Source organism: Ectobacillus antri, assembly GCF_003852715.1.
Classification (GTDB): Bacteria; Bacillota; Bacilli; order Bacillales; family Bacillaceae_G; genus Ectobacillus; species Ectobacillus antri.
This window is the reverse complement of the sequence record NZ_RIAV01000008.1, coordinates 1-12,743: the sequence shown is the minus strand read 5'-3', so window position 1 is coordinate 12,743 and position 12,743 is coordinate 1. Positions and strand designations below refer to the sequence as shown.

The following is a 12,743-nucleotide window of genomic DNA, read 5'->3' as shown; positions in this document are numbered from 1 at the left end:
ACATAATTTTTTCGACGTATAAACAGCAAGAAAATCACAGCGCTAGAACGCCTCGCTACGTGTGTATGTTCTTACTTGACATGCGTATCTCTTAGACCTGACCGCAACCATACATTGCCCGCTCTTCTTTCCCGCCCCCAAAAAATGTCGGTTTTTCTAGTTGTACTTATATAACATTGTACTTATACGATACACATTCGCTATTAAAGTAAATGATTCCTTGTTTATTACCCATTAACGCGTTCGGCCTGCCAAAAATATTCACTAAATACTTCTGCAAGCACATCTATACTGCGATTCAGTTCTTCTACTGTATTATCCACACCGCCTAATTCAATTAAAATCGCTTGTCCAGATAAATCCTGGTTGTAAATCCCATTTCCCGTTCGAAAATCTTTACGACCTACACCCCGGCTTACCCCTGGATATTTATTCTGTATCATATCATGCAGCGCTTGAGCTAGCTTCTCATTTTGTGCGTAATTTTTATTACCTGCCCCTATAATAAAGTAAAATTTTGCGTAGGACTTGCCATTCAGTACTTTAGTTGTAACGGGCTTTCTTGCACTGTCACGATGAATATCAAAGAAATATTGCAGGTCCTTGTTTCCAGTCATAGCTGTTTGTACAACTTGCCTAGAGACTTTATATGAACTATTTGAATTCAAACCTTTTGAGATTAACAGTTTTCCAATATCTGTTTTATCATTTGTTGTTCCGATTCCGTAACCCTCCAGCTGTTCACGCAACCGATCTCCAAAGATAGAGATGTTAGAAACAGAACTCGAGGCCTTATTCGCATTTGGATCATTGTTAAGATTGAGCATCGGTAAATATGATTCCCAGCTATGACTATGATAAATAAAAACAACCTTTTTGCTTCCCGTAGAACTAGGAGGTTTTTGTTTTGGAGCTTCCACAGGCGGGACGGCTTCTCCTTTTCTTTCTTTTGTTAACTCTTCCAGCGGCACGCTAGATTCAATTGGAAGGTTAGAGTAATTTGTTCCTTCCCCCGCTATTAAAATTTCTGTATCATACTTTGTAAATCCAGGAAGCTCAGTTCCAATCAAACTTCGCACATCATTAAAACGAATATTTGTTACAGTTGACAAAAATAGAGTTGATAGAGAGGATTCTTTATTTAAACTTCGATATTCCTGCGTAAAATAATGGTTTTCCATACCAAACGCGTACATATATCCGTTCATTGAAAGCTCTCCCAAGAAGCTATATAAATAAGTAGACTTGGCATGCTTTAAAGATGTTACCATCATGCTTGTAAACAAAAACATTGATATAATTGCCACTAGAATAAACAAAAACAGCTTAGAGACTCTTGTCTTTTGCACATAAAAATAGCTTCGCTTCATTCTATCACCCTTTCTCTAGCAATATATGTACAGGTAGTGAGGAATAGAACACGCAATCTTTGTCTATATATAGAGATAGAAAAAATAAGGTGGTCTTTAGATAGGTGAACTGAAAAGACAATGTACAGTTAGAGATTAAGAAGCGCTCGTTCTGAGGAAATTCATAGGCACACAGCAATTGTACAATGCTTTCGCTTTACTGTTATGTTAAGAAGGTTACTTGTGCTTATATTATGTAGAATGAGGTGAGATCGTGAAACTATTAATTATATGTGCTCCTATCATTGTTTCTGTTGTACTTTATTTCATAACCCGGTACATAAAAATCAAGTTGCTACTAGATATTATTTCATATATAGCACTTTATACGTTCGGGTGTATCTTATCACTGTCCATTTGTGATGTTCTACAAAAAGATGCTGTGTTCATGACGACCATTCATAAAGTGCTGTTAAATAGCTATTTTCTAAGTGCAGGTGCGTATCTTGGGGTATATCTGCTTTATCTCCTCCTTCACACAATTATTAAGGATATAAAAGAAAACAGAGCTCGCGAATAACAGCTCTGTTTTCTTTTTTCAATTATGAAGGTTGATTTGTATGAAACAATTGCTTAACAGCGTGTAACGCTTCCTCTTCATCGTCACCAAATACACAAATTGTAACACGTTCTCCCTCTTGTAAAAGTAAACTGCAAAGCCCAAGTAAACTTTTCATATTGATTGTTTTATCCTTCGTTTTTAATAGAAAGTCGGCTTCATATAAACCTAATTCTGCAACAAGTTCTTGACAATAGCGCAAGGTCCATTCTTTTTGTAGCGTTGTTTCCCATACCCGCATCAGCTTCGCTCCTTCCTTTTATCGTATCCTTATTACAAAAACAAGAAAAACACAACAACTTTTATACTTTTTAATGCGACAAAATACGCTATGTATAACCTCTATTCCGCATTTTTGTTAACGAATACAAATAAAAAAATCACAACCGAATCGTAAGTCTTGTTACGAAACATCTGCATAAAAGCTGCATGATAAGCACATTTCTTGTGAACAGTTTCTAATACGCAAAAAGGTATCTGTTTTCCAATCGCTAACACTTTCAAGAGTGTCAGAAAGAATCTATGCTAGAAACGATAGATATTAGGTTTGCGCGTTCTCTTTCATTTGCCTGTCGACATTCTTCTGCGCCTCATGTATTCTTAACTTGTAGGATATAGTTAGAAAGGAGACGGTGCTAGTGACAGCCATCTTTTGGGTTTTGATTGTTGTTTGCTTTGCGCTCGCATTTGTCGGACTCGTGTACCCCATTATTCCTGGCGTGCTTGTACTGTGGGGCGGCTTTCTTATTTATCAATTTGGGATAAATCACCTAGAGCTGACATGGACATTTTGGGGGCTACAGATTTTATTTACAGTTATTTTGTTTGTTGCTGATTTTATCGCAAATAGCTATTTCCTTAAAAAATACGGCAGTACAAAATGGGGAGAGCGAATTGGTGTTATATCAATTCTAGTAGGTTCATTTGTTTTTCCTCCGTTTGGTTTATTGATTGTCCCGTTTTTCTCAGTGTTCATTACAGAGCTATTACATAAGAAAAGCGGCAAGGAAGCCTTTGCTGTTGCATTTGCTACGGTTATCAGCTTTTTAAGCAGTTCTGTCGCAAAAGCTGTTATTCAAATACTAATGATTGCAGTATTTATACTTTACATTGTTTTGTAAGAGGGTGAGCTAAAAAGTCAGCCTCTTTTAATATGCAATTCCTACTCGCTTCCTGTTATATTTGCTAGAAGTTAGCTGCTGATATGTAAATAAAGCTGTATCCCCTACTGTAATTTGCTTGCCATGTTCCGGTAGCATATGAGCTTCTGTGCGAAAACCTCCTCGTGCCTCACCATCAATCAAATGCGTTGGACAAACAATTGTCCAATCTAAATCAGATTGCGCAAGCTCTAAATAAGCTCGTAAGTGATCCTCTGCTGCATGCGTCGATTTTCGTTTTGACTCTCCAGATTGGAAACGATATATTTTGGGATTTGTTCGCGCCTGCAAAATTCCTGCAGTGCCAACCGTTACAATACGTGAAATGCCTTCTTGTTTCATTGCTTCTATAATAAACGGCATGCTTTGGGATAAAACAGCGACCCCGTCCGTACCGAGTGCACTTATGACCACGTCACTTCCACATACAGCTCTTTGAATATCTTCTCGATTGCAGGCATCTCCTGTTATACATGTAACTTGCTCTTTCATCTGTATGTTTCCTCTTACTAAAGCTGTTATCTGATGATGATCTTGCAGAGAAAGGCGCATAATCTCTTTCCCTGTTCGCCCCGTTGCTCCAAATATACAAATACGCATATGTTATACTCCTTATTTTTTATATAATACGCACTTATTATAGAGTACACCGTCCAAAAAAGTCATGAAATAAGCAACTAAAACAGTTACACTTTGATTGTAGGAAAAGACAAAAAAACTCCCCCGCAATGCGGAGGAGTTTTTTTATTCTTTCTTTGTATCATCTTTAGACTGTGTACTTGTTTCTGTATCTTGTTCTTGTTTTGTATCATCTTTTGTTTCTTCCTCATTGCTACAACCCACTACCAGTAAAGAGCTCATTAATGCAAGTGCCGTCAAAGATTTCGTAAACTTGTTCATCTTGATCGTCTCCTTTGGGTAAAATATGTACATTCTTATCTTAGCGATAATATATAAAGGAAATATAAGAGAACGGTTAAATACAGGTAAATTATTGTAAATTTACCTGTAGAATACCTGTACTCTTACGGTATACTGAACATGTAGAATCATTTGCTGTATACATTCTATATGTTAGATAAAGGAGGAATTCAAATGGATTTAAACTTACAAGGTAAAAGCGCACTTGTATCCGCCTCCAGTCAAGGACTAGGCAAAGCAATTGCAATACAACTTGTACGTGAAGGCACCAATGTTATGTTGATGAGTAGAAATGAAGAGAAGCTTCAAGAAGTACAGCAGGAATTACAAAAAATTGGGACAGGCCGGGTTATGTATAACGTTTGCGATGTCACCAATTCAAAACAAATCACAGCTGCTGTTGCTGCAACTGTAGAAGCATTCGGCTCTCTGGATATTCTGATTAACAATGCAGGCGGACCAAAGCTCGGCACATTTGAGCAACTTTCCGATGAAGATTGGCAAGGCGCGTTTGAGCTCAATCTACTGAGTCATATCCGTTTGATTCGGGCAGCTCTACCCTATTTAAAAGAAAAAGGCGGTAAAATTATCAACATCGCCTCTTCATCTGTAAAAGAACCGATTCCCGGCTTACTCCTCTCTAACACTTTTAGAGTAGGCATTACAGGTTTAACCAAAACATTAGCAAGCGAACTCGCACCATACGGTATTTTAATTAATACTGTTGCACCTGGGCGTATCGCCACGGATCGCGTTGCAGTATTAGACGAAATGAATGCTGCCAAGCATGGTCTAAGCAAAGATGAAATGAGGGCAAACTTTGAGCGTAACATCCCTCTTGGACGCTACGGACAGCCACAAGAGTTCGCAAATGTCGTTACATTTTTAGTATCAGACGCTAACACTTATATGACAGGAAATTCCCTTCTCGTCGACGGCGGCTTAGTAAAAGGATTATAATATCGGATGTCGTTTACATCCGAAAGATGAGAGGAGCCTGAAACCAGGTAGCGAATCTTTTCAGATACAAATGGGATTGTTATGGAGATTTACGCGGCGTCATTCAAAAGCTAGATTATATAAAAAGAACTTAGCGCAAATATTATATGGCTAAATCCTATTTATGAATCACCTGATTTTGATAATGGATACGACATTTTAAATTACGAAGATATTATGAAAAAAGCAGGAACAATGGAAAATTTGTTGGAGTTGATTACCGAAACCCATGCGCGTTCAAAACAGTACTGTTCTATTAAGCAATTACGATAATGTACAAACCAATCTGCTTCGCCCACACGAAGCGCGTATTTACCAGTTATAAAAAATCCGCACTCGCCTATCTGTCAAAATCCTGATTTCTACATATTGTATAGTGTAAAAGCCATAAAGGGGGAAGACACATGGGCTACGGATATAACAATGGTTTCGCTTTGCTTGTTGTTCTGTTTATTCTTTTAATTATCGTTGGAGCCGCTTGCTTCTGCTAACATTGAAACACTATCGAAAAGGCATTGCATTGGCAATGCTTTTTCTATACATATACTAGCTCATTTTAGTCACACTATACACAATATAGCAATGACGATAAAACGCATATAGGGTTAGAATACATACCGATTCGCCCCATGAATGCCCGAGCTTTCATCAATCACATACGTTCCTTGCGCTTAATAGATAATAAATCTCACTTGTTGTAAACCATGAATTTGAAGCTCTTGGTGCTCGCACTGCAGCAGCTTATGCGGGATCCCGCTTTGGTGTTGCTATTAAAGTTTCACAAGACGGCGATGTTCTCTTTACATAACCATGAGACTTTAATTGAGATTTAAAAGAGGCTGCCTTTTGGGACAGCCTCTTTTAGTCTGTTTATAAACGCAAACACATGATGACAACTATCCCTGTAACTACTGTCCAAAGCAGGCTTCTTGTCAAATATGCAACTCCGAGGGACACAGCTGCAGCAATCCACTCTGCGCTCTCTCCTTGCTGTAAAACAAGGGTCTGCGTTAATAAAGCACTCAAAACTGCAATAGGAATATAACGTAGCCATTTTTGTACCTTTGACGACAAAGACACCTTGCTCAGCAAAACAAGAGGCAATACTCTTGGTAGTGCAGTAACAATAGCCGCTCCTAAAATGATGATGATGACTTCCCATCTGATTTCCATTGTTCTATCCCCACTCCCACAGTTGCTGCTCCTATAACCGCTAATATGACCGCAACATTTTCAGACCATTGTCCAACGAACCACGTAATAACAATTGCTACAAGCGCTACAACATAATCTGTTTTTATTTTTCTTGATGTGATTTGCAATACAAAAAGTCCTATAAACATGGCAGTCAAAGCAAAATCCATACCAAATTTTTCTGGATCATGAATCCAACTTCCAAATAATGCTCCCAATATATTGGCTATAATCCAATTAAGATAGGCTACAATATTTAATCCCAATATCCAATAATAGTCACCTTGCTTTTGCTTTTCCAAATATGTTGTAGCTACACCAAAGGTTTCATCTGTTAGCAATAAACCTGTCGCCGTATTATGTAACCAAGATACGTGGCGAAAGTAAGGTGCCAGCGCTGCGCTCATTAAAAGATGTCGAATATTAACAAAAAACACAGTAATAATAATTGCAATTGCTGGTGCTCCAACGGCAAACATTCCGGCAGCAATGAATTGCGCTGATCCCGCATACACTAAAATAGAGAGAAGAATTATTTCAAGTAAACTAAAACCCGACGCTTTTTCAATAACTCCGGCAGCAAATCCTATACTTAAATACCCAAATATAGTAGGTATACATGCCTTCATTCCAGCGATGAACATATCTTTTCTCGTCAGTTTATATACAGCGTTTTCGCTAAGCATCCTTACCCCCCTATTTACAAAAGTGCATACTAGTAATATATCGCTTTTACATATAAGGCACTTTTTAGAATAAATAGTCTTATGCACATATGAAAAAACCGCCGTAATACGCGGTTTTTAAAAATATCTTTTTTTCCAAAAGATAAAAGCTGTTGTGCAAGAAAGGATAGCAGCAATGATCATAATAATTCCAAACGCATGCTTATATCCTTCAAATGGAATATGTACATTCATTCCAAAAAAGCTTGCTACCATTGTTGGTAATGACAGAATAATGGTAATAGAAGTCAATAATTTCATAACACTGTTGAGATTGTTACTGATTACAGAGCCAAATGTATTCATCATACCATTTAAAATTACGCTGTATATCTCAGCCATCTCAATTGCCTGCTTATTTTCAATCATGACGTCCTCAAGCAAGTCTTGGTCATCCTCATACATTTTCAAATATTCACTGCGCATAAGCTTTTGAATAACAATTTTATTTGCCTTAAGAGATGTTGTGAAGTAGACTAAGCTTTTTTCTAATGCAAGTAAAGTAAAAATCTCTTTATTTTTCATCGACTTATTGAGTACATGCTCTAAATCATCTGTTTTTCGATTAATCTGTTTTAAGTAGCGCAAGTAATATGTAGAAATGATATATAAAAGCTGCAGGACAAACCTCGTTTTCTTAAAGGTATAAAACCCTTTTATTTTTTGATGGATAAAACGCTCAAACACAGGATTTTCTTCAAGACAAATGGTCACAAAACAATCTGGCATAACAATCATACCAATTGGAATCGTATCATAAATAGAGTTCCCTTCTTCATCATGCCGAACAGTCGGAATATCTACGATAATTAGTGTATTATCATCTTCCTTTTCAATACGAGAACGTTCTTCATCATCAAGTGGATCTTTAATGAAATCCAAATCAACCTGCAAGGATTCTACCAAAAATTGAATTTCTTCTTCTGTTGGGTGCAATGCATTGATCCAGCAGCCTTTTTGAATCTCTTCAATTTCTTGTAACTTTCCGTTTTCATCGGTTAAATAAATATTTAACATACTTTCACCCCGATTCACTCACATATCTTTACCTTCTCAAGCATATGCAACTATGAGTAAAATTTCAATAGAAAAAATATATGATATACCATTGCTAAAACATGAAAAAACAGAGCATGCCACTCTGCTATCTCATTGGGTTTATATTACTTTTTCCGATGTTACAATATAATAACCATACATTAAAAAGAACTGAAAAACTATAACCGGCATATGTCGCGATAATAGAACCCACATAGTCAAAATGGGGTACAAGATACCAATTTAAAAATATCTTAATAACAATACCAATTCCTAAACCAATAATGGTTTTGCGCTGTTGGTTAATTCCCTGCAGCATTGCAGCAGTAACAGAAAAAAGTGAAAATAAAATGCAGGCCGACGCATAATAGCGAAGAATCTGTCCGCCCAGCATAGGGTCATTTTTTGTACTAAATAATAGTGTATATACAGGTTCAGCCAACCATATCATCCCCAGCGCTGCAGGAACAGTGACTGCTACCACCATCATATTTGTGCGAATAAAATGTTTATATAACAAGTCTCTATTTTCTGCTGTAAATGCTTTTGTCATCTCTGGCACAAGTGACATGCTAAAAGCAGTCGCAAGTGAAACTGGAATAAGAACAACCATTTGTGCAAGGCCAATAACTGCATTCACTTTTTCAGCATCTTTATATAGATAGCCAATCTTTACAAGAAGATGATTCATTGTATAGGTATCAATGGTTTGATAAATCGGAATGGCTAAGCCTACTACTACAAATGGAATAGAAGATGTAAACAATTCTTTATATAATTTAAAAAATGAAAGGTGCACCGTATGTGTCGTTTTTTTGGCTTGCAGATAAGGGCGGCGCTTCATATAAAAGAATAGTAATACCCCTATTCCACCGCATGCTCCAACAAAAGCACCAAAAGTAGCTACCCCAACAGCGAGCCCCGTTGCTTCTTGATAAAAGAATAAAACAGTAAATGTACCAATTAAAATCGTCAGTACACGAAATAATTGTTCAATTACTACACTAATTGCAGATGGTCCCATGGATTGAAAGCCTTGGAAAAATCCACGTAATAAGCTCATAACAGGTACAAGCAACAAAGCAAAACTTACAATACGAATGTTATACGTTACCACCTGCATACTGTTTCCTGTACCACTATCTTCTGTAACGATTAAAGAGGCAAGGATTGGAGCAAACGCATAAAGAAATAAGAATGATGCCGTCCCCATAATAAGCATGAATACGATGCCACTTCGTAATATTCTTTTGACTGTATAATAGTCCCCCATTTGATTATACTTTGAAACCATTTTAGAAACCGCAAGAGGTAGTCCCATGGTCGCTACACTTAACATAAGTGTATACGGTCGGTAAGCGTATTGGTAGAGCGCATACCCACTAGCTCCAACCATTGCCGTAAATGGAATAACATACGCAAAGCCCAACAATTTTGAAATGATTGTGGACAATGTTAAAAATAACGTTCCTCTTATAAACTGTGATTTCATGTACGCCTCCACTGTCCTTTTTTAATACAATTTACGGACAACCTCCCCTATTTAGAACAAAAAGCTACCGAATAGGCAGCTTAATGAGATGTTCTTTTTTTCTTCATTTTATATGCAATATAGATAGCTACAAATACGAGTGCGCCCGCTATGAAATAGGGTGTATATGGTGCAGCATATTCTTTAATGTGGCGCCAGTTCGCACCTAATTTTTCGCCGAGATAAATAAAGAAAATAGACCATGGGATTACAGCAAGAACTGTGTACAACGTAAATTTCCACAATGACATTTTAGCAAGCCCTGCCGGAATAGAAATTGCGTGTCTTACAACCGGAATAAAACGGGCGGAGAAAATAACACCTACACCATATTTATTAAACCAACTCTCTGCAATATCTAAATGATGCTTATTGATAAGTACATATTTACCATATTTCTCTACAAAAGGACGACCGCCGTAATAGCCAAGCCAATATAAAAAGATTTGTGCAAGCGTTCCTCCTATTGTGCCAGCAATGACTGCTTCTATAAAATTAATTTTACCTTGTGACACCATATAGCCTGCATATGAAAGTACAATTTCACTCGGAATGATTTCAATCATTAAACCGAGAGCGATACCAAAATAGCCAAGACTCATAAAAAACTCTAATAGTTGATTAATTACATCTCCAATCATGTGCAGCCCCTCATTTTCTTCTGATTTTCACATCTTCCATTATTCCATGAAATTCAGGACTTGCCAAGGGTTGGATATTATAATATTTTGTTGAAATCCTAGTAAGAAGCCCTTTTTTATATACTGTGTTAAAGTCCAAGGTTGATAATAGGCACTTGTGTATTGAAGTCAAGGTGATACGGCTCCTGCGGGAAAAGTAAGTCAAAGAGAAACCCCGCAGTGCGGTAGTTCTGAGGAGGCTCCCTGATCGCCTGTGAAAAGCAAACTCCGTAACGGGAACTTTAATAAAGCCATTCAACTAAGAAAGAGCCTTCCTTAAAAATAAACAGGAGCGGCTCTTTTATATATAATGCTATATACTTACTTATTTGCAAGTAATGCTTCTAACATAACACCAACAAAAAAGAACCTCTCGTTACATGCTATTGTGTTTCCTGAGCACGCATTCATCGTAAATGTTGACAACAATTGCACATAGCTCCGTCTTCTTTGCCAGCAAAAAACGTTAGCTTCTTTATTTGTATTTATATTAGAGAATTTCTTTTAAATGCTGTTGTAAGAAGCTACTTCTTTTTTCAATAAACTCATACATAACTTGTGGCTCTCCATCAAATACAGCAATATCTGATACGTATGGATCACGTAGCACATGTGGTCGTAGCAAAGCGTGAAGTGCTTCAATCTTAGGTTTCATATAAGAAACCGTAAACTGATGTGCTAGCGTTTCTTTCATTATTTCCCCATAACGTTTACGGAATGACGGTACATCTAACAGTCTCGCGCTCAATGTATTATAACCTTGGATACGAATATAATCGTGCTCTAACAATCTTCCATGCACATCCCGGCCCCAAGTCGCATCGTAGTCCCAGGGAATGATCTCATATAGTCCAGTTTCATCATTACGATATAATGCATAATTATGAACGAATCCATCAAAGTTTGATGTACATACAATAGCTGTAAGCCACCTCAAATACTTCTCAACATCTATATATTTCACAATCTCTTTTTCATATTCAGCACGTGAAATCGTATTAATATTGTAAACAAGATCACACAAGTGTTCCTCGCTATATTCATCGCCATACTTCAATTCATATCCTGCTGATAATGTCGTTTTTATATCTTCATCTAATTCACTAATAAGGGAAAAGTTAGCATCATCGTCTACCGCATACGAAATAGAACCATTTGGAAGATTACGATTTCGTAAAAAGTCTTGATCAACAGATTCTAGTTGCAAATAAACCCCCTGAAATCTACCATTAATTGTAACAAGTACATGCTTAGAATTTGGAGAAAGCACACCTAAATCATGAAAAAAGTCAAGAGATAGCTTATTCCTCATTAAAGATGGGTCTTTAAACTCGGAATTTAAATGTATTTCATGAGCGCCTTGAAAAAACTTTGGCTTATGAAACATCACATGATACGACTTCTTTTCAAATTTTCGAATGTGAGAACCGCGATATACCACATCAATATCGTATTTGCGCTTCTGATACGTTAATTTAGCCGGAACCGGTTCATCACTCCACACATCTTTACGAAGTTCTACAAGATACATAGGATGAATGAATAGGTCATAGGAAGGGAACATGTTTGTCTTCCTTTCTTTATACACTTTTCTTTCTACACTTAATGTATGCTTTTCCTTTCTATTTGACACCTTAGGTATTTACCCATTTTCTAAAAAATCAACGCTTGTCTATTTCATAATCTTTTATATTTCATATTGTAATAGAGAAAAGAGAAGACGAGCTTCTCTGATTAATAAGGAGGGAATTAGATTGAAACGTGATATTCGTAAAGCTGTTGAAGAAGTAAAGTCTGCTGGTATGGAACACTTTATGCACCAGGAGCCACGCTCTTACGACAAAAGAAGCAAATGCTCTCATAAATGTCCTAAGACAAAGTGCAAACACGTGAAAAAGTGTACGTATGTAACAAAATGTACACGTTGGACGAAGAAATACTACTGGACAAAGAAATACTACTGTACAAAACGTTCTTACTACAAGCATTCCTGTGGCTATAAAGGTCACGGAAAATACGACTACTTTTCTAAGAAATCAAAAGGTAGACGTTCTAAATTTTCCGGCGGAAAAAAAGGGAAACATGATTATTTCTCTAAGAAATCAAAAGGTAAGCGCTCTAAGTTTACTGGCGGAAAAAGAAGTAAAAAAGGTTACCGTTAAAAAACAGGCCGCACTTGCGGCCTGTTTTTATATAGACAAACATACATTTTCACAAAACAATAAACAACCTGTCTCTCTATATCATACATTATGGTATAAGCTCTTTTTTAGCATAGGCTTTAGGAAAAAACTTATGTTACACCTTATTCATTTACAATATAATTATTTGGAGGGTTTTTCTTATGAAACGCTATGACCGCGAACAGATTGATAAAGCAGCTAAAAACTTGCGCTCAGCTGGCATGGAGGATTTTATGAAACAAGGACCAAAGCGTCGTCATCATAAATGTTCATGCTTCTCTAAACGCTCTCACTTCTCTAAACGCTCTCACTTCTCTAAACGCTCTCACTTCTCTAAACGCTCT

At 37.0% G+C, this 12,743-nt stretch carries 16 protein-coding genes; 6 read left to right on the top strand and 10 right to left on the bottom strand.

Going from position 1 to position 12,743, the window contains the following annotated elements; translation table 11 throughout:
- Window positions 1-227: 227 nt before the first annotated feature.
- Both spoIIP and EEJ45_RS09465 read right to left on the bottom strand, forming a co-directional pair.
- Window positions 228-1,370, bottom strand: coding sequence for a stage II sporulation protein P (spoIIP, locus tag EEJ45_RS09475; protein WP_124564570.1), 1,143 nt, complete (start codon window positions 1,368-1,370; stop codon window positions 228-230).
- A gap of 581 nt (window positions 1,371-1,951) precedes the next feature.
- A complete protein-coding gene (locus EEJ45_RS09465) occupies window positions 1,952-2,209 on the bottom strand; it encodes an HPr family phosphocarrier protein (RefSeq protein WP_124564568.1) in 258 nt (85 codons plus the stop codon).
- A gap of 397 nt (window positions 2,210-2,606) precedes the next feature.
- Here EEJ45_RS09465 and EEJ45_RS09460 point away from each other — a divergent pair, with 397 nt between their 5' ends.
- Window positions 2,607-3,089: a DUF456 domain-containing protein gene (locus EEJ45_RS09460; RefSeq protein ID WP_124564567.1), complete on the top strand. Its 483-nt coding sequence runs from the start codon at window positions 2,607-2,609 to the stop codon at window positions 3,087-3,089.
- 27 nt (window positions 3,090-3,116) lie between these two features.
- Here the strand turns inward: EEJ45_RS09460 and EEJ45_RS09455 are convergent, their stop codons facing one another.
- Window positions 3,117-3,728, bottom strand: a complete 612-nt coding sequence (locus EEJ45_RS09455) for an NAD(P)-dependent oxidoreductase (RefSeq protein ID WP_124564566.1) — start codon at window positions 3,726-3,728, stop codon at window positions 3,117-3,119.
- Between the two features lie 144 nt (window positions 3,729-3,872).
- Window positions 3,873-4,028, bottom strand: a complete 156-nt coding sequence (locus EEJ45_RS18385; protein WP_164464239.1) for a hypothetical protein — start codon at window positions 4,026-4,028, stop codon at window positions 3,873-3,875.
- Between the two features lie 195 nt (window positions 4,029-4,223).
- Between EEJ45_RS18385 and EEJ45_RS09450 the strand changes: the two genes are divergently transcribed.
- The 3 genes from EEJ45_RS09450 to EEJ45_RS09440 all read left to right on the top strand — a co-directional run bounded on the left by EEJ45_RS09450 (window position 4,224) and on the right by EEJ45_RS09440 (window position 5,539).
- Window positions 4,224-5,009 (top strand): SDR family oxidoreductase, encoded by a 786-nt coding sequence (locus tag EEJ45_RS09450; protein WP_124564565.1) that lies wholly within the window; start codon window positions 4,224-4,226, stop codon window positions 5,007-5,009.
- Window positions 5,010-5,150: 141 nt separating this feature from the next.
- Window positions 5,151-5,321 carry an alpha-amylase family glycosyl hydrolase gene (locus EEJ45_RS09445; protein ID WP_380017814.1) on the top strand — a complete coding sequence of 57 codons (171 nt, stop codon included), beginning with the start codon at window positions 5,151-5,153 and terminating at the stop codon, window positions 5,319-5,321.
- Between the two features lie 131 nt (window positions 5,322-5,452).
- Window positions 5,453-5,539 carry a YjcZ family sporulation protein gene (locus tag EEJ45_RS09440; RefSeq protein WP_124564682.1) on the top strand — a complete coding sequence of 29 codons (87 nt, stop codon included), beginning with the start codon at window positions 5,453-5,455 and terminating at the stop codon, window positions 5,537-5,539.
- A 379-nt stretch (window positions 5,540-5,918) separates the two neighbouring features.
- Here EEJ45_RS09440 and EEJ45_RS09435 read toward each other — a convergent pair whose 3' ends face one another.
- From EEJ45_RS09435 to EEJ45_RS09410, 6 genes are all read right to left on the bottom strand, one after another.
- Window positions 5,919-6,221, bottom strand: a complete 303-nt coding sequence (locus EEJ45_RS09435) for an AzlD domain-containing protein (RefSeq protein ID WP_124564564.1) — start codon at window positions 6,219-6,221, stop codon at window positions 5,919-5,921.
- Complete coding sequence (locus tag EEJ45_RS09430; protein WP_124564563.1) at window positions 6,185-6,928, bottom strand: AzlC family ABC transporter permease; 744 nt, start codon at window positions 6,926-6,928, stop codon at window positions 6,185-6,187. Before EEJ45_RS09430 ends, EEJ45_RS09435 begins: the two co-directional genes overlap by 37 nt.
- Window positions 6,929-7,045: 117 nt before the next feature.
- Window positions 7,046-7,984 (bottom strand): magnesium transporter CorA family protein, encoded by a 939-nt coding sequence (locus EEJ45_RS09425; RefSeq protein WP_124564562.1) that lies wholly within the window; start codon window positions 7,982-7,984, stop codon window positions 7,046-7,048.
- A gap of 127 nt (window positions 7,985-8,111) precedes the next feature.
- Window positions 8,112-9,497 carry a putative polysaccharide biosynthesis protein gene (locus tag EEJ45_RS09420; protein WP_124564561.1) on the bottom strand — a complete coding sequence of 462 codons (1,386 nt, stop codon included), beginning with the start codon at window positions 9,495-9,497 and terminating at the stop codon, window positions 8,112-8,114.
- A gap of 80 nt (window positions 9,498-9,577) precedes the next feature.
- Window positions 9,578-10,177: an undecaprenyl phosphate transporter UptA gene (uptA, locus tag EEJ45_RS09415; RefSeq protein WP_124564560.1), complete on the bottom strand. Its 600-nt coding sequence runs from the start codon at window positions 10,175-10,177 to the stop codon at window positions 9,578-9,580.
- A 529-nt stretch (window positions 10,178-10,706) separates the two neighbouring features.
- Window positions 10,707-11,780, bottom strand: a complete 1,074-nt coding sequence (locus tag EEJ45_RS09410) for a CotH kinase family protein (protein WP_124564559.1) — start codon at window positions 11,778-11,780, stop codon at window positions 10,707-10,709.
- A gap of 190 nt (window positions 11,781-11,970) precedes the next feature.
- On the opposite strand from EEJ45_RS09410, the gene EEJ45_RS09405 reads away from it, so the two are divergent.
- Complete coding sequence (locus EEJ45_RS09405; protein WP_124564558.1) at window positions 11,971-12,378, top strand: CotG/ExsB N-terminal domain-containing protein; 408 nt, start codon at window positions 11,971-11,973, stop codon at window positions 12,376-12,378.
- A gap of 182 nt (window positions 12,379-12,560) precedes the next feature.
- On the top strand, window positions 12,561-12,743 hold a 183-nt coding region (locus EEJ45_RS09400; RefSeq protein ID WP_164464238.1), incomplete at its 3' end, for a hypothetical protein.